At 61.8% G+C, this 16,651-nt stretch carries 14 protein-coding genes, 4 tRNA genes and 1 riboswitch; of the genes, 11 read left to right on the forward strand and 7 right to left on the reverse strand.

Features of this window, described 5'->3' with window-relative positions:
- Positions 1-33 precede the first annotated feature (33 nt).
- The gene (locus C3F36_RS00935) at positions 34-933 is read right to left on the reverse strand and encodes a LysR family transcriptional regulator (protein ID WP_104454275.1); all 900 of its coding nucleotides are present in this window, start codon (positions 931-933) and stop codon (positions 34-36) included.
- 100 nt (positions 934-1,033) lie between these two features.
- On the opposite strand from C3F36_RS00935, the gene C3F36_RS00940 reads away from it, so the two are divergent.
- The 3 genes from C3F36_RS00940 (at position 1,034) to C3F36_RS00950 (ending at position 4,282) form a co-directional block, all read left to right on the forward strand.
- Positions 1,034-1,672: an NAD(P)-dependent oxidoreductase gene (locus tag C3F36_RS00940; RefSeq protein WP_104454276.1), complete on the forward strand. Its 639-nt coding sequence runs from the start codon at positions 1,034-1,036 to the stop codon at positions 1,670-1,672.
- Positions 1,673-2,003: 331 nt separating this feature from the next.
- Positions 2,004-3,026 carry an isopenicillin N synthase family dioxygenase gene (locus tag C3F36_RS00945; RefSeq protein WP_104454277.1) on the forward strand — a complete coding sequence of 341 codons (1,023 nt, stop codon included), beginning with the start codon at positions 2,004-2,006 and terminating at the stop codon, positions 3,024-3,026.
- Between the two features lie 92 nt (positions 3,027-3,118).
- The gene (locus tag C3F36_RS00950) at positions 3,119-4,282 is read left to right on the forward strand and encodes a trans-sulfuration enzyme family protein (protein ID WP_104454278.1); all 1,164 of its coding nucleotides are present in this window, start codon (positions 3,119-3,121) and stop codon (positions 4,280-4,282) included.
- Between the two features lie 84 nt (positions 4,283-4,366).
- Here the strand turns inward: C3F36_RS00950 and folD are convergent, their stop codons facing one another.
- Positions 4,367-5,224, reverse strand: a complete 858-nt coding sequence (gene folD / locus C3F36_RS00955) for a bifunctional methylenetetrahydrofolate dehydrogenase/methenyltetrahydrofolate cyclohydrolase FolD (RefSeq protein WP_010674955.1) — start codon at positions 5,222-5,224, stop codon at positions 4,367-4,369.
- Positions 5,225-5,427: 203 nt separating this feature from the next.
- On the opposite strand from folD, the gene C3F36_RS00960 reads away from it, so the two are divergent.
- From C3F36_RS00960 to katG, 4 genes are all read left to right on the forward strand, one after another.
- A tRNA-Pro gene (locus C3F36_RS00960) sits at positions 5,428-5,504 on the forward strand.
- A 36-nt stretch (positions 5,505-5,540) separates the two neighbouring features.
- A tRNA-Arg gene (locus tag C3F36_RS00965) sits at positions 5,541-5,617 on the forward strand.
- 46 nt (positions 5,618-5,663) lie between these two features.
- Positions 5,664-5,739: transfer RNA gene (locus C3F36_RS00970), tRNA-His, on the forward strand.
- Positions 5,740-6,259: 520 nt separating this feature from the next.
- Complete coding sequence (gene katG / locus C3F36_RS00975) at positions 6,260-8,434, forward strand: catalase/peroxidase HPI (protein ID WP_104454279.1); 2,175 nt, start codon at positions 6,260-6,262, stop codon at positions 8,432-8,434.
- 100 nt (positions 8,435-8,534) lie between these two features.
- Here katG and C3F36_RS23545 read toward each other — a convergent pair whose 3' ends face one another.
- Positions 8,535-9,734 carry a DeoR family transcriptional regulator gene (locus tag C3F36_RS23545; protein WP_199769639.1) on the reverse strand — a complete coding sequence of 400 codons (1,200 nt, stop codon included), beginning with the start codon at positions 9,732-9,734 and terminating at the stop codon, positions 8,535-8,537.
- 271 nt (positions 9,735-10,005) lie between these two features.
- Here C3F36_RS23545 and C3F36_RS00990 point away from each other — a divergent pair, with 271 nt between their 5' ends.
- Both C3F36_RS00990 and C3F36_RS00995 read left to right on the forward strand, forming a co-directional pair.
- Entirely contained in the window at positions 10,006-10,332 is a 327-nt protein-coding gene (locus C3F36_RS00990; RefSeq protein WP_104454281.1) for a hypothetical protein, read from the forward strand.
- Positions 10,329-10,844 (forward strand): phosphoribosyltransferase, encoded by a 516-nt coding sequence (locus C3F36_RS00995; RefSeq protein ID WP_042863965.1) that lies wholly within the window; start codon positions 10,329-10,331, stop codon positions 10,842-10,844. The genes C3F36_RS00990 and C3F36_RS00995 overlap by 4 nt, the downstream gene beginning before the upstream one ends.
- Positions 10,845-11,060: 216 nt before the next feature.
- Here the strand turns inward: C3F36_RS00995 and C3F36_RS01000 are convergent.
- Both C3F36_RS01000 and C3F36_RS01005 read right to left on the reverse strand, forming a co-directional pair.
- A tRNA-Ser gene (locus C3F36_RS01000) sits at positions 11,061-11,148 on the reverse strand.
- Positions 11,149-11,396: 248 nt separating this feature from the next.
- A complete protein-coding gene (locus tag C3F36_RS01005; protein WP_160839247.1) occupies positions 11,397-11,852 on the reverse strand; it encodes a YbjN domain-containing protein in 456 nt (151 codons plus the stop codon).
- Positions 11,853-12,007: 155 nt separating this feature from the next.
- Here C3F36_RS01005 and C3F36_RS01010 point away from each other — a divergent pair, with 155 nt between their 5' ends.
- The gene (locus C3F36_RS01010; protein ID WP_010674988.1) at positions 12,008-13,345 is read left to right on the forward strand and encodes a flavohemoglobin expression-modulating QEGLA motif protein; all 1,338 of its coding nucleotides are present in this window, start codon (positions 12,008-12,010) and stop codon (positions 13,343-13,345) included.
- A gap of 70 nt (positions 13,346-13,415) precedes the next feature.
- Here the strand turns inward: C3F36_RS01010 and C3F36_RS01015 are convergent, their stop codons facing one another.
- Together C3F36_RS01015 and C3F36_RS01020 are read right to left on the reverse strand one after the other, a co-directional pair.
- Positions 13,416-13,997 carry a thymidine kinase gene (locus tag C3F36_RS01015; protein ID WP_010674989.1) on the reverse strand — a complete coding sequence of 194 codons (582 nt, stop codon included), beginning with the start codon at positions 13,995-13,997 and terminating at the stop codon, positions 13,416-13,418.
- Between the two features lie 85 nt (positions 13,998-14,082).
- Positions 14,083-15,663 carry a Na+/H+ antiporter NhaC family protein gene (locus C3F36_RS01020; protein WP_041211545.1) on the reverse strand — a complete coding sequence of 527 codons (1,581 nt, stop codon included), beginning with the start codon at positions 15,661-15,663 and terminating at the stop codon, positions 14,083-14,085.
- An 87-nt stretch (positions 15,664-15,750) separates the two neighbouring features.
- Positions 15,751-15,922, reverse strand: a riboswitch (Lysine riboswitch).
- Between the two features lie 317 nt (positions 15,923-16,239).
- Between C3F36_RS01020 and C3F36_RS01025 the strand changes: the two genes are divergently transcribed.
- The gene (locus tag C3F36_RS01025; RefSeq protein WP_010674991.1) at positions 16,240-16,638 is read left to right on the forward strand and encodes an H-NS family histone-like protein; all 399 of its coding nucleotides are present in this window, start codon (positions 16,240-16,242) and stop codon (positions 16,636-16,638) included.
- The last annotated feature ends 13 nt before the right edge of the window (positions 16,639-16,651 follow it).

Below are 16,651 nucleotides of genomic sequence, written 5' to 3' on the forward strand. Positions count from 1 at the left end.
CGGCGCACCGCCTGGCTATTCATCCCGCCCCGCTCAGGGTAGACGGCTCTGGCCATGCTCGGCAAAGTGGCTGCGAAGGGCGCTGATCACCCGCCGCACCTTCTCCGGGATCTCCCGCTGGGGGGTGATGGCATGGATCTCCATGGGAGGGGCCGAAAAACCCGGCAGCAGCACGAGTAACCGACCGGTGGCGATATCTTCTTCTATTTCACCTTCCGGTTGCAGCGAAATCCCCTGCCCTGCCAGGGTAAACTGGCGCAGGGGCAAGACGTTGTTGCACAGCACCCTGGGCTTGGGCTTGATCTTGTGGGCCTCCCCCTTCTCGTCCAACAGCAGTATCCCGCCCCCCAGCATGTCCGAGGCCAGCCAGTCGTGGGCCAGCAGATCTGCCGGGCTGCGCGGCGTGCCCTTGCGTGCCAGATAGGCGGGCGAGGCACACAGCAGCATCCGGGTCTGACCCAGCCTGCGCGCCACCAGGGTGGAATCTTCAAGCGTGCCGACCCGCAGCGCCACGTCGATGCGATCCTTGATGAGATCCCGCTTCTCGTCGTCGGCAATGATCTGGATGCCCAGGCCCGGGTGCGCCTGCAGCAGCGGCGAGAGCGCCCGCGCCAGGGGCTGGCCCGCCATCCCCACCGGCGCGGTGATCCGCACTTCTCCGAGCAGGCTGTCGCGCACCTCCGAGAGGCGCAGCTCGGTGTCGTTCAGGGTCTGCTGCAACGACTGGCAACCCTGCCACACCACCTCCCCCGCCTCGGTCAGGCTGAGGCGGCGGGTGGAGCGGTGCAGCAGGGGCAGACCGAGCTGGCTCTCCAGTTGACTGATATGCTGGCTGACGGCGGACGGGGTCATGCCGAGGGCCTTGGCGGCGCCGGTCATGCTGCCCGCCTCCACCACGGCGGCAAAGATGGCGTAGCGTCTGAGCTGATCCATTATGAAGCCCTGCTTACAAGTGAATACAATTTTAAGTGGATTATTAAATCACACTCGGGGGCGTAGGATAGCCCCATTCCCACAGTGAAGGAGAATTCCCATGAAGATTGCCCTCATCGGTGCCAGCGGTTTTGTCGGTTCAGCCATCCTCCAGGAGGCCGTCAGCCGCGGTCATCAGGTCACCGCCATCGTGCGTGACGTGAGCAAGGTCGCCGCTCACCCGCAAGTCACCGCCGTGGCGGTGGACGCCCAGGACAGCCAGGCACTGGCCAGGGTGCTCAAGGGGCACGATCGGGTGATCAGTGCCTACAACCCGGGCTGGAGTGCCCCGGACATCTACGATCAGTACCTCAAGGGGGCCAGCGCCATCGTGGCCGCCGCCGTCGCGGCCAACAGCTGGCTGCTGGTGGTCGGCGGTGCCGGCAGTCTGGAAATCGCCCCGGGCGTGCAGTTGGTGGACACCCCGGAGTTCCCGGCAGAGTGGAAGCAAGGGGCCCTCGCGGCCCGGGATGGTCTCACCGCCCTTCGCCGGGAAACCACCCTCGACTGGCGTTTCGTCTCCCCACCCGTGTTCCTCGAACCCGGCGAGAAGCGCGGTGGTTACCGCCTTGGCACGGATCAGGTGTTGTTCAGCGGCGAGCAGCCCGCCGGGATCACGGTCGGCGATCTGGCGAACGGGGTGCTGAACGAGGCGCAAGCACCGGCTCACCTGCGCCAGCGTTTCACCCTGGGTTATTGAGGAAAGGCGCGCCAGCAACCCTTCCCATGACAGTCACACGGAGGGAGGCGGATGCCTCCCTCCGTCTATCCCGTCACGCCAATGTCGCTCTCACCCGGTACGGCAGATCGCCGCCTGAGCCGCCCGTTGCTCGTTCCATTCGCTCAAGTCCGAATTCCATTTCGAATTTTGTATATAACTAAGAATATTTTGTTGCTTCCACCTTATAACCTCGAACAGTAGCATCACCCTCAACCCAAACGGCGCCACTCAAGAAGAGTGCGCCCCGGTTTCGCAACACCCCGCACGCCGGGGCACGCAGACCCCGTTCACGGAAAGTGAGGAGATGCCCATGACCACCCCATCATTGCCGATCATCGATCTCGCCGCCCTCAAGGGCACCCCGGCTGCACGCAGCCAGATGCTGACGCAGCTTGGCCAGGCCGCCCGCGAAGTGGGCTTTTTCTATCTGGTGGGCCATGATCTGAGCGAATCGGCGCGCCAGGAGACCCTGGCGCTCGCCGCCCGCTTCTTCGCCCTGCCACTTGAAGAAAAACTGGCGGTGCAGATGGTTCACTCCCCCCACTTTCGCGGCTACAACCAGGTGGGGGCAGAGCTCACCCGGGCACGGCCGGATCTGCGGGAGCAGTTCGATATCATGAACGAAGCCCAGGCCCTGCCTGTGGCGCACATTCGTGAACCCTGGCAGCGCCTCATCGGCCCCAATCAGTGGCCCGCCGCCCTGCCCGAGATGAAAACACGGCTGCTGGCATGGCAGGATCGACTGAGCGACATCACCCTCACCCTGCTGGATGCCTTCGCAGAGGTGCTGGGGCAGCCCGCCGGAGTATTTGACGAGAGCATTCGCGGTGCCCCCTACCAGCACATGAAGCTCATTCACTACCCCGGACAACCGGAAGGCAGCAGTGGTCAGGGGGTAGGTGCCCACAAGGATCCCGGCTACCTGACGCTGGTGATGCAGGACGATCACTCCGGGCTCGAAGTGGAGACGGCGGATGGCTGGATCCCCGCGCCCCCCCTGCCGGGCGCCCTGGTGGTCAACATCGGCGAGCTGCTGGAGCTCGCGTCCGACGGCTACCTCAAGGCCACCCTGCACCGGGTGGTGAGCCCCCCTCCCGGGGTATCGCGCCTCTCCTGCGCCTTCTTCATGGCGGCAAGGCTGGATGCGACTGTGCCACTGCTTAGCCTCTCCCCCGAGCTGGCGGCGCTGGCCGAAGGGCCCCAGAGCGATCCCGCCAACCCGCTCTTTTATCAGGTCGGAGAGAACGTGCTCAAGGGGAGGCTGCGCTCCCATCCGGATGTGGCGGCTCGCCACTATGCAGGCGAGCCGCAGCGCGAGCCAGCGCTAGTCTGACAACCCGCCACTCGACATTAAAAAAGGGGCGCGACGGCGCCCCGGATAACACAAGCAGTCGGGCAACGACCTGACAATGACGGAGTAAAAAAATGAAATTCAAGACCATGAGCGTGCACAGCGGCCAGCGGATCGATCCCCAGACCGGCGCCCTCACCACCCCGCTCTACCAGAGCAGCACCTTCAGCTACTTCAACGCCCAGGCGGGCAAGGAGCGCTTCGCAGGTCAAGCCCCCGGCTTCATCTACAGCCGCTTTGGCAACCCCACCACCGCCGAGCTGGAGCAGAAGCTGGCAGCCCTCGAAGGTGCAGATGAGTCACTGGTGGTGGCCAGCGGCATGGCGGCGGTGAGTGCCATCATGTATGCCCTGGCCGACAGCGGTGATGAAGTGGCCTATATCGGCCCCCTCTACGGCGGCACCGATGCCTTCCTCAAGCAGACCTTCAGCCGCGCCGGCATCAAGATCACCGCCTACGAGAGCGATCAGGCGCTGCTGGCCAACATCCGCCCCGCCACCAAGGTGGTACTGTTCGAAACCCTGACCAACCCCACCCTCAAGGTGGTGGATCCACGGGTGGTGGTGGAGGCGGCCCGCAAGGTGGGTGCCATCACGGTGTGTGACAACACCTTCCTTACCCCCTACCTGCTGCGCCCGCTCGAGCTTGGCATCGACATTGTCATGCACAGCGGTACCAAGTACCTGGGCGGCCACGGCGACATCATCGCCGGGGTGGTGGCGGGCTCTCACGCGCTGATGAAATCGATTCGCACCGTGGCCCTCAAGCACATCGGCTCTCCCATCGGCCCGCAGGAGGCCTACCTGCTGCAACGGGGGGTCAAGACACTACCCCTGCGCATGGATGCCCACCTGCACAACGCCCAGAAGGTGGCCGAGTTCCTGGATGCCCACCCGGCGGTGAAGAAGGTAATCTACCCGGGCCTTGCCAACCATCCGGGCCACGATGCCCTCGGCGCCTTCGCCAGCGGCTTTGGCGGCATGGTGAGCATCGAGCTGGAAGGCGGGTTTGAGCGCTGTGCCACCCTGCTCGACAACCTGCAGCTGTTCGTGCAGGCGGTGAGTCTGGGCGATCTCGAGAGTCTCGCCTGCCATCCGGCCAGCACCACCCACGCCGCCATGGACGAGGCGAGCCGCCTCGCCGCCGGGGTCAATGACGATCTCATCCGCTTCAGCATCGGGGTGGAAGACGCCGACGATCTGATTGCCGATCTGGCCGCCGCCCTGGCCCTCCTCTGATACCCAGTAGCGATCCGGGGGAGTGACGCAATAAAAAAAGGGAAGGCAATGCCTTCCCTTTCTCTTTTCTGCCCGGCGCCCTCATCAGGCGTCGTGGTAATCCTGGCAGGCGCTCAGGGTGTTCTCCATCAGGCTGGCGACCGTCATGGGGCCCACGCCCCCCGGTACCGGCGTGATGAAGGCGGCGTGATTGCGCGCGGTCTCATACTCCACATCTCCCACCAGGGAGCCGTCCGCAAGGCGGTTGATGCCCACGTCGATCACCAGGGCACCGGGTTTAACCCACTCCCCCGGAATGAAGTTGGGCTTGCCCACCGCCACCACCAGCAAGTCGGCCCGGCGCACCTGGGTCTCCAGATCCTGGGTGAAGCGGTGACAGGTGGTGGTGGTGCAACCGGCCAGCAGCAGCTCCAGCGTCATGGGGCGCCCCACGATGTTGGAAGCCCCGACCACCACCGCATGCAGACCATGGGTCTTGACGCCTGTGGTCTCGATCAGGGTCATGATCCCCTTGGGGGTGCAGGGTCGCAGCGCCGGGATGCGCTGGGCCAGACGACCCACGTTGTAGGGATGGAAGCCATCAACGTCCTTGTCGGGACGAATGCGCTCCAGTACCTGGGTGGTATCGCAGTGGGCCGGCAAGGGCAACTGCACCAGGATGCCGTCCACTTCCGGATCCTCGTTGAGCTGGTCGATCAGGGACAGCAGCTCCGCTTGTGTCGCCGTGGCGCTGAGGTCATAGGAGCGGGAGACAAATCCCACCTCTTCACAAGCGCGACGTTTGCTGCCCACATAGACTTGGGAGGCCGGATCCAGCCCCACCAGGATCACCGCCAGACCCGGTGCCCGTTTCCCCTGCGCCAACCGCTGTTGGACTTGCGCGGCGACCTGATTGCGAATCGTTTGCGCAACCTGTTTTCCATCAATGATTTTGGCAGACATCGTTCTTCACTCACCATGTGTTCAACTGCGGCGCATTGTCGCATTTTTTTGGCGCGGGTGTTAGCGGCTCTCGCAGGGAGGGCAATAAGTAGGCACTTGAATTTACTGGCGGAAAAAGTCGTTGACGCTGACTTTGGCGCTTGGGTATGATGCCCGCCCGTTGCCCAGTGGTGCCGCCGAAGGTATGCTGGATGGCGAATTTTCGGTGATTAGCGCAGCCCGGTAGCGCATCTGGTTTGGGACCAGAGGGTCAAAGGTTCGAATCCTTTATCACCGACCAGGTTCATCGGGAAATCCCCGGATTTCTTGATACAACGCGCCCTTAGCTCAGTCGGATAGAGCAACGGCCTTCTAAGCCGTGGGTCGCAGGTTCGAATCCTGCAGGGCGCGCCATCGATACAGATGAGTTTGATTGCTGTATCGAAGGCAGATTTCAGTGGTGGCTGTAGCTCAGTTGGTAGAGTCCCGGATTGTGATTCCGGTTGTCGTGGGTTCGAGCCCCATCAGCCACCCCATTATTCCCCTCCAGGCTGGGATCAGCCTGATGAGACAGCAGCACGCTGTCTGTTTGGACCGGCCACTGGCCGGTCTTTTTGTTTCTGCGCCGCCCGCTTTTTGGCGCAACGCCCCCACCCCATCCTCTGGCGCTCGGCGCCCTGCTCAGGACGCAGTCCGGACCGCCGTCACAAAAATGGGGTTTTCTGCCCCGCTCAAGACAAGCCCTCCTCATGCCATGACCCAGCGCAAGTCCAGGTCTGATCCCTCGTGTTATGGATAAAAAGATTGATAACACGGCTGCCAGGGCGCTCCTTCCTTCTCTTACCCCTTGTCCAGGAGAGCCAAATTCGATGGCACCGATTCATCTTTTCGTAATACGGTCATCCCATCCTTAATCAATTAGCTGAAATATAAGGAGTTATTGATAACCCCCCGATGCCGGTCCAAGGCCCAGCCTGTCACATACCCCGCCGGTTGCAGGAAAAGTTCCCATACTGAGTTGTCTGCATTGCACATGACTGCCAAGGAGAGACAGAGATGAGTGAAGAAAGCAAATGCCCCTTCAACCACACCGCCGGCGTCGGCAGAACCAATCGAGATTGGTGGCCGAACCAGTTGCGGCTGGATCTGCTGCATCAGCATTCCCCCGGCGCCGATCCCATGGACAAGGACTTTGACTACGCCAAGGCCTTCGCGAGCCTGGATTACAAGGCACTCAAGAAAGATCTGGTCAAGCTGATGACGGATTCCCAGGAGTGGTGGCCGGCGGACTTCGGTCACTACGGCCCCCAGTTCATCCGCATGACCTGGCATGCTGCGGGCACCTATCGCACCACCGACGGTCGCGGTGGCGGCGGCCGTGGCCAACAGCGCTTCGCCCCCCTCAACAGCTGGCCTGACAACGTCAACATCGACAAGTCCCGTCGCCTGCTCTGGCCCATCAAGCAGAAATACGGCAACAAGATCTCCTGGGCCGATCTGCTGATCCTCGCCGGCAACGTCGCCCTGGAGACCATGGGTTTTCGCACCTTCGGCTTTGGCGGTGGGCGGCCCGACGTGTGGGAGCCGGATCAGGACGTCAACTGGGGGGATGAAATTGCCTGGCTCGGGGTCGATCCCGATCGGGTCAAGGGCGATCGCGAGCTTACGGCCCCCTTCGGTGCCACCCACATGGGCCTCATCTACGTCAACCCGGAAGGGCCCAACGCCAGCGGTGACTACATGGAGGCTGCCAAGGACATCCGTTCCACCTTCGGTCGCATGGCCATGAACGATGAAGAGACGGTCGCCCTTATCGCGGGCGGCCACACCTTCGGCAAGGCCCACGGCGCCGCGCCCGAATCCCACAAGGGGCCAGAGCCGGAAGCCGCGCCTCTGGAGGCCCAGGGCCTCGGCTGGATGAGCGACTTCGGCAGCGGCCATGGCAAGGACACCGTCTCGAGCGGGCTCGAAGTGACCTGGACCAAGACACCGGCCCTGTGGAGCAACAACTTCTTTGAAAACCTGTTCAACTACGAGTGGGAGCTGACCACGTCGCCAGCCGGCGCCAAGCAGTGGGTGGCCAAGGATGCGCCCGAGATCATTCCCGATGCGCACATCCCGGGCAAGTTCCACAAGCCGACCATGCTCACTACCGACCTGACCCTGCGCTTTGACCCCGAGTTTGGCAAGATCTCCCGCCACTTCTACGAGGATCCTCAGGCCTTCGCCGATGCCTTTGCTCGCGCCTGGTTCAAGCTGACCCACCGCGACATGGGCCCCATCGCCCGCTACCTGGGGCCGGAAGTGCCCAAAGAGGAGCTGATCTGGCAAGACCCCATCCCCGCCGTCAATCATCCCCTGATCGATGACAAGGACGTGGCCCTGCTCAAGGAGAAGATCCTGGCGGCCTCCCTGTCCGTGGCCGAGCTGGTGTCGACCGCCTGGGCTTCCGCGTCCACCTTCCGTGGCTCTGACAAACGCGGTGGCGCCAACGGTGCCCGCATCCGCCTGGCCCCGCAGAAGGAGTGGGCCGTGAACCAGCCTGCCCAGCTTGCGAAAGTGCTTCAGGCCCTCGACGGGATCCAGCAGGCCTTCAACGCCTCAGCCACCGGCGGCAAGCGGGTCTCCCTCGCCGATCTCATCGTACTGGCGGGCAGCGTGGGGGTCGAGCAGGCTGCGAAGAGAGCCGGTGTCGCCGTGACCGTGCCCTTCACTCCGGGCCGGATGGATGCCTCCCAGGCCCAGACCGATGTGGACTCCTTCGCGGTGCTCGAGCCCCTCGCAGATGGATTTCGCAACTACGCGGGCGAGTGCGCGGGCTTCGCGGAGACCATGCTGATCGACAAGGCGCAGTTGCTCACCCTGAGTGCCCCCGAGATGACGGTACTGGTGGGCGGCATGCGGGTGCTCGGCACCAACGCGGGCAACTGCCACGGGGTCTTTACCGCCACCCCGGGCACCCTCTCCAACGACTTCTTCGTCAACCTGCTCGACATGGGCACGGAGTGGAAGCCGGCGGCGGGCAGCCAGGGAGTCTATGAAGGCCGTGATCGCCAGAGCGGCAAGGTGAAGTGGACCGGAACCCGGGTCGATCTGGTGTTCGGTTCCAACTCCCAGCTGCGCGCCCTGGCAGAGGTCTACGCCAGTGCGGATGCCAAGGAGAAGTTCGTGAAGGACTTTGTGGCGGCCTGGACCAAGGTGATGAACCTGGATCGCTTCGACCTCGCCTGAGGACGCTGGCAGGCGCCCCGTTCCCAACGCCCCGGGAACGGGGCGTTTTTTATGGGCCGCTTCCAACCCCCGGCCTCTCCCCACTCTTCTCGCGGCGGCATCAGCCGGCGGTGATGACGGTGCAGCCCTCCCCTTCGAACGTCTTGACCAGGACCGGATCCTGCCGGGTGCAGATCAGGTAGTCGAGATCCGCGGCGTGCAGGAAGGGGTAGGAGGCCAGGGATTCCAGCTTGTCGTCATTGCACAGCACCGCCAGCGAGCCGCAACGCTCCGCGACCCGGCGCTTGAACTCGCTGTCCTGGTAATGTACGGCGCTGAAGCCAAGATCCGAGGACCAGGCACAGACCCCCAGGAAGCCGAGGTCGAAACGGAACTTGTTGATGCCCTCGGCCGCCGTGATGTCGACGGCCCCGCCGACCAGCGGATCCTGCTCGCCACCGATGAGGATGGTCCTGATGCCGGGTCTCTCCAGCAGCCGGCAGGCGATGGCCGGGCTGTTGGTCACCACAGTCAGACCCTGGTGTTCCGGCATGAGGGAGGCCAGTAGCAGGTGGGTGCTGCTGGCATCCAGGAAGATCAGCTGGTTCGGTTTGACCAGGCTCAGGGCGGCCACGGCCAGGGCCTGCTTCTGCGCCACATGCTGGGTACTGCGTTCGGTCAGGGTCCCCGTCTGGGGCGACAGGGAGATGGCGCCACCGTGAATGCGCTTGCAGCGCCCCTCATCGGCCAGATAGCGCAGATCCCGCCTGATGGTCGCCTCCGTGGTGCCCAGCGGCTCCGCCAGCTCCGCCGCCATCACTTTGTGGTGCGCGGCCAGCAGATCCAGAATGAGGAGCCGTCGCTCCTCCGGTGAATACTTGTCCATGGTGTTCCCTTGTAATGGCCGGGCGATCATCGCCCGGCCCGCCTCACGCCCCCTGCCTCTGCAGTGCGAGCAGTTGCAAGATGGTATGCATGACGGCGTCTTCATCGTTCGAGCGGGTGATGAAATGGGCGGCATCCTTGGTCCGTCGTGGCCATTGCGCATGGCGAAACTGAAGTCGGCGCACGCCATCAGCTCGATGTCATTGAGCCCGTCGCCAAAGACCAGGGTCTCATGACGACCGGCGCCGACCAGCTGCTGCAACCTGGCCACCGTTGTCCCCTTGTGCACGCCGGCATTGGCGATGACGATATGCTCGCCCGGCAGACGCTCCAACCGACGGATGATGGCCAGGCCCAGGGCGTTGTCCAGCAGCGCCTCGACCCGATCGACCTGTTTTCCCGTGCAGGGCGCGAAATGTATCCCCTGCTGCGCCATGGCGGCAACCACCTCGGCAAACAGGGCTCGGTTGTTATCCCCCCTGCTATATGAGGAAGGTGCCGTCCATGTCCGTGATGATGAGCGTGATCATGCTGTTACCTCGGATGTATGCATGCTGATCGCGGTCATCATATCGCCACAATGAACACATACAAACAAATACAAGATCATTTTTGTTCACATGAACTCTAAATGATCATAGCATGACCTCCTCGCTCGGAGGATCCCAGGCACCGCCCCTCCTTCGATTGTCATCCAAGGAGACCCCATGTTGTCCACACTCTCCAGCCGGCGGCCCCGGGGTGAGCGGCTCGCCACCCGAGCCACCTTCTTCTGCTCGGGCTTTGCCACGGCGGCCTGGGCCTCCATCATCCCCTTAGCCAAACTGAACGCGCAGATAAGCGACGCCACCCAGGACTATGTCGGCGTGCTCTCCGGCCCCGCCCTGGTCGGCTTTGGCGCCGACGCCTTCGGCCTGCCGGCAGCCCTCCACGGCGTCGTCTTGCTGATGGTGCTGGCCCTGCTCCTCAGCAGAGGCGTGGGGCTGGCACCCCGGGCCACCCCTCTTTCTACAACCTGTCAGGAGCTGCCATGAGAAACCCTGTTTTCGGCGACGTGGTATTAAATACCGAGGACATTGCGCTCGGCGTCGAGGTCATCGCCAAACGGCTCAACGAGCGATTCACGGAGGCGGTGGTGATCACCGTGGTGCCGGGCGGCATGCTGTTTACCGCCGATGTCGTCAGGGCGCTGCGCTTTGATATCGCCATGGACTACATCTCCTGCCCCCACACTCCGGGGGAGCGCCACAATGCCTCTCCCATCGTCTTTCACAACAATGTCGGCATACAGGGCAGAGACGTCATCCTGATGGACGACGCCATCGAATCGGGGGGTACCATGAGGCGGCTGGTCGCGCACCTGCAGGCGTTCGCGCCACGTTCCCTGTCCATCGCGACCCTGTTTGTCAAACCAGGGCGCGTGGCTATCCCCGCCGAGCAGTTTTATGCCTATGAAATGACGAGCGATGACCTGCTGGTGGGCTACGGCCTGCCCTGGGAGCACAAGTACCGGAATATCCCCTATGTCTCCAGGTTGAAGAGATAACGGGATGGGACAAGGTTAGGGAGCGATAAACCGATCAGGATAAACCTGACAGCAAGGGAGGCATTGACCAGACTACATCCCGGTGTCGCCCGGTGTACGGCCTATGCCACTCCAGCAGGGCTAGTCCATCCGCCTGTCGATACCGGGTAGAGACCAGATTGCCGGTTACCGGAAAAACAAAAGGCCCCGTCTTGCGACGGGGCCTTTTGTTTTATTTGGCGGTGAGGGAGGGATTCGAACCCTCGATACGTTGCCGTATACACACTTTCCAGGCGTGCTCCTTCAGCCACTCGGACACCTCACCAAATTTTTACTGCTTGAAGTGGCTTTCGGAGCGCGCTGTGCGTGCATCTTGCCGACTTCGTCGGTGGGCAGCCTCTCGGATACCGCACCAAATTTTTGTCTGTGGTTTAACGTGTTCAGCCAACACGGTGTCCGCTGCGCCGTTGCGCTGGAACGGGGCGTAATTTAGGGGAAAGCCCCGCCGCCGTCAACGGCTTTTTAGCCGCAGCGAACCGTTCGCACATTAAACGCACAGTTCAGGTGCTGAGGTCAGTGAACGGATTCCGGTGCGACCTGGATTTCCGGCAGATTGAGGAAGCCAAGGCGTTCACATTCGGAAACCACTTCATGGGTGGCTGCCGTGGTGCTTTCAACGAACAGCAGGAACTGCTCGACGGTGAGACCCGCCTTGGTAAAGACGGTGTGACCCACAACGAGGCGTGGCAGGTTGTCATCGATGATGTCGAGGAACACCTTGAGGGACGGATATTGCATGTTGAGACGACCCAGTTCGGCCACCAGGGGCAGCAGCGATGAGGGGCGCACTTCCAGCTCGGATGAGAACAGCAGCCCTTCCTCTTCCACGAAGATCCGGCTCTCCTGGATGCCCTCGACGGACTGCAGGGAGACCATGTGGATGCCATGACACTGATCGCACACATAGTGCTCGATCCGGGCCTGTTGCAACCAACGCATTATCATTTCAGAGCTGGGGATATTCATCATTTTCACGACACGGTAGAGATCAAGGGGCGCAGTCTAAACCAATTTTCAGACAACCAAAAGCACACAGGCCGGATCCCCGTCGTCTCGCTTCTTTTTGACAGGCCCTGTGCCTATACTCAGCCATTCTCGTAGCGCACTCGCCTCCAAAGAGCCCGATGACCATCCAAGAAAAGTATCGCCTGCACCTCAAATCCCTCTCGGATGAACTGCTCGCCCTGCAAAAACCCATCCGCATCCTGGATGCCATCAAATGGCCCCGTCACCTGCAAAGCGACTTTCTGGCAAGTGGCGGCAAGGCACTGCCCGCCATCGACAGGCACTTCTATGAATCCCTCCCCCTGGGGTTCGATCCCCGCAACAAGTACCTTGAGCTCAAGGAGCTGAGGGACAGGATCCGCCGGCGCCTCGGCCCCCAGGACGATCTCGGCCGGATCCTGCAAGAGACGGTGGATCAGTACATGGTGGTCATCGAGATGCTGCGCCAGCGCGGGCAGCCGGACTTTCAGCGCTACAGCCAGCGCCTCTACGGCTCGGCAAGCGATCACCTGCGCGGGGATCGCAAGACCCTGAAGGAGCTGGGGGCCAGATTGTGCGATATCTTCTCCCTGCCCGGCGCCCGCCACCTGGTGCGTCCCTACCCCAAGGAGTTCGAGGGGGAAGCCGCGGTGGCGAGGTTGCAGGGCAAGCTGTCGAGCTACTTCAGCGACGGCACAGTCCAGGTCAAGCTCAGCGATGGCATCGTCTCCGATGCCGCCGCCGGGGGGGATTACATCAAGCTCAACTCCCACGCCCGTTTCTCGGAACTCGATCTGCAGGTGCTGGAGGTACACGAAGGCTGGGTTCACGTCGGCACCACCCTCAACGGCCGTCAGCAATCTTACGCCACCTGGCTCGGCGCCGGCTCGCCCCGCATCACCGCCTGTCAGGAGGGGTTGGCCGTACTCATCGAGACCCTCACCTTCAGCTCCTTCCCGGACAGGGCCAAGCGCATCTCGGATCGGGTCATGGCCATCGACATGGCGGAGCGTGGCGCCGATTTCATCGAGGTGTTCCGCCACTTCGTGGCCAAGGGGGCCAGCGAGCACGACGCCTACAAGATCACCCAGCGGGTGTTTCGCGGAGGCATGGTCGAGGGGGGCGCCTGCTTTACCAAGGATCTCTCCTATGTGAAGGGCTATGTGGAGACGGTGAACTTCATTCGCAGCGCCGTGCTGGAGGGGGTGCCGGAGATCCTGCCCATGCTGTTCGTCGGCAAGGTGACCCTGGACGACATCCCCGTGCTCTATCAGCACTATCTGGAGGGGCTCATCGACGCCCCCCGCTACCTCCCTCCCATGTTTCGCGACCTCACCGGGCTCTACGTCTGGTTCGGCTTCGCTTCCGGCATGTCCCTGGTGGACATAGGCCGGGTACAGCAGCATTTTCGCCAGCTCTTCCACCGCCTGCCGGCGGCCGACCCCATCATCGCCCCTGTGGACATCGAGATCGACTGACCCCCACAGACAAAGAGGGCGCCAGATGGGCGCCCTCTTTGGTGTCCAGGCTGCACGAGCCAGCCACGGGTTACTTGAAGGCCCGTCCTTCCAGATAGTGCTTGCGGCAGAGCGACACATAGCGATCGTTGCCGCCGATCTCCACCTGCTCACCGTCGCGCATCACCTGCCCCGCCTCGTTGACCCGCGAGTTCATGTGGGCCTTGTTGCCGCACCAGCAGATGCTTTTTAACTCCTCGAACTTGTCCGCCAGACAGAGCAGGTGGTAGGAGCCGGGGAACAGTTCACCGCGAAAATCGGTCTTGAGGCCATAGGCGATCACCGGAATGTCCTGCTCATCGACGATGCGGGCGAGCTGGTAGACCTGCTCACGGGTCAGGAACTGCGCCTCGTCAACGATGAAGACATCGATGTGCCGCTTTGCGTGGCGCGCCTTGACCATCTCGAAGAGATCGCAGCTGTCGCTGAACACCTCCACTTTCAGCTCAAGGCCGACCCTGGCACTGATGACGCCGGCACCGAAGCGATCGTCGATGGCGGGCGTCATGGCCAGCGGATACATGCCACGCTCCAGATAGTTGAAGTGGGCCTGGATGAGCTGGGTCGATTTGCCTGAGTTCATGGTGGCAAATTTGTAGTGCAGTGAAGCCATGATGAGGTTCCGAAACGGGAGTGATGGGGCGCATGCTAACCAAAGCCCCTGCCAAAACCAAGGGGCCCGCAGGCCCCTTGTTCTCTTATGCGACTGCCACGGCGCTATACGCCCGGGCTTTGCGCAAATGGTAACCGGAGAAGATCAGGAACCAGAGCCCGCTCACGGTGAAACCGGCCAGCGCGGAGTGCATCAGCCCCATCACCAGGTAGCCGAGCGCCGCGCCAAAGGCGATGGCCAGGGCATAGGGCAGCTGGGTCATCACGTGATCGATGTGATGGCAACCGGCCCCGGTGGCAGACAGGATGCTGGTGCTGGAGATGGGGGAGCTGTGATCCCCGAACACGGACCCTGCCAGTACGGCGGCCAGCATGGGCAGCATCAGACTGATGTCGCTGGCGGCCGCCATGTCACCGGCGAGCGGCAGCATGATGCCGAAGGTACCCCAGCTGGTGCCGGTGGCGAAGGCCATGGCGCAGGAGAGCACGAAGACCACGGCGGGCAGCACTTCCACCGGCAGATTGCCATTGGCCAGGGAGGCCAGGTATTTACCGGTTTCCACATCGCGCACCACGGCGCCGATGGTCCAGGCGAACAGCAGGATGTTGATGGCGGGCAGCATGGCCATGATCCCCTGCGGAGCCGCCTTCATCCAGTTGCTTGCACCGAGCTTGAGGCGCATGGCCAGACCGATGGAGACCACCAGGCTGCACAGGGCGCCATAGACCAGGGAGGAGCCGACATTGGTGTTCTCGAAGGAGCCGAGCACGCTGAACGGCAGCCCCTTGTCGGCCAGCACCGCAGCCCCGGAGTCAATCATGAAATAGACGGTGGCCAGGGTCAGGGTCAGGATGGGCAGCACCATGTCAATCATGCCGCCATTGCTCTCCTCCGGGCTCTCCATGTCGAGCCCGATGGGGCGCCCCTTGGACTCGTCCCACAGCTTGCCTTCCAGTGCCCACTGCTCATGCTGGCGCATGGGGCCGATGTCGAGCTGGAAGGCGATCACCACCAGCACCATGATCAGGGTGAACACCGCATAGAGGTTCATGGGGATCATTTCGACGAAGGCAGAGATGGGGCTCTGGTCGGTCAGACCATGAGCCGCCATGATGCCGCCGACGAGGGCGATGATGTAGGCCCCCCAGGAGGAGATCGGCATCAGCACGCAGACCGGCGCGGCAGTGGAGTCCAGCAGATAGGCCAGCTTGGCGCGGGAGATCTGGAAGCGATCAGTCACCGGACGGCAGATGGCCCCCACCGACAGGCTGTGGAAGAAGTCGTCGATGAAGAAGGCAAACACCATCAGACCGGTCAGGGACTTGGCACCCTTGCGGGTCTTGGCGCGGCGCTCCGCCCACTCGGCAAACGCCCGGGTCGCACCGGAGACGCTCATCAGGCTGATGAGGCCGCCCAGCAGCAACATGAAGAGGATCATGTTGACGTTGTCACGATTGAGCGCACCGTCGACCCAGAAGATCCTGAGCACGGTATCGAGCATGTAATGCAGGGACGCAAGGGGAGAAAACTGGTTGAGCAGCAAGCTGCCTGCGACTATGCCCACCCCCAGCGACACCAGGACGCGGCGAGTGATGATCGCCAGCGCAACGGCCAGCAGGGGAGGAACGACGGACCAACCGGAGTCGGCGTAATGAACGATGTCCATGATCTCTTTGCACCTAAAGACAACAGGTGGAGATCTACCGAGAGGATCAAAGAAACAAAACCCATGGGGAGGGTATACTCCTCAGCCCCTTCAGGTAGCGCTCCATAGTGGATGACTATGGCAGTCCTGCACCTATTAGATGCAGAACCAGCAACCCGGTATGATGGCCTGGTCACTTCGGCGCCGACTCCTTTCATCGAGCATCGCAGGCATCACCCTCCGCTCGGTTACTCATAGGCAGCGCGCCTCTACTTAAAGGTATTCGCGGCACATTTTATCGAGCCGCCGGGTGATAGCAAGTTTTTTGATTAAATTTCAAGGTTTCTGAGGCACCCACATCTTCAAAGATAGTCAAATGGTTCATCAAAGACTCCGCTGGCGATATTTTCATCTGACATAAACCCATTCGAAGATGTTGGCCCATCAAACGGATAAAAATATCCTTCATACCTATTTCAAGACTTAATTTATCAGCCTAATTAATTATTTGGGCAGGCTTGACTTGGTGCCAAACACCCCTATAAATTATCGAAAAACCAGTTCTTCCCTTAATATTTTGCTCGCGTGGTAGCCAATATGAACGAATTTCTGAAAGTGCTGTTGAATATCCGTAGCCTGCGTGCAGTTTGCCGCGATTTGACGCTGGAACAACTGGAAGAAGGCTTGGAAAAGCTCTCCGCCATCGTCGATGAACGTCGACAAGATGAATCCGCCGAACGCCAGGCCCGTGAAGAGCATCAAAAGAAAATTGCCGAATATGCCGAAATGCTGAGGGCCGCAGGGATAGATCCCGCCGAATTGGTCAACACCGTGGTTCCCGAGAATACCAAGGTCAGCAAACGTGCGCCCCGCCCCGCCAAATATCGTTATCTGGACAATGGCGTGGAAAAAACCTGGACCGGTCAGGGCCGCATGCCCTCGGTCATTGCCAAGGCCGTTGCCGAAGGCAAATCCGTGGAAGCCTTTGCCATCTGACAGCAATATCAGG

The sequence above is a fragment of the Aeromonas sp. ASNIH2 genome, assembly GCF_002934795.1.
GTDB lineage: Bacteria > Pseudomonadota > Gammaproteobacteria > Enterobacterales > Aeromonadaceae > Aeromonas > Aeromonas caviae.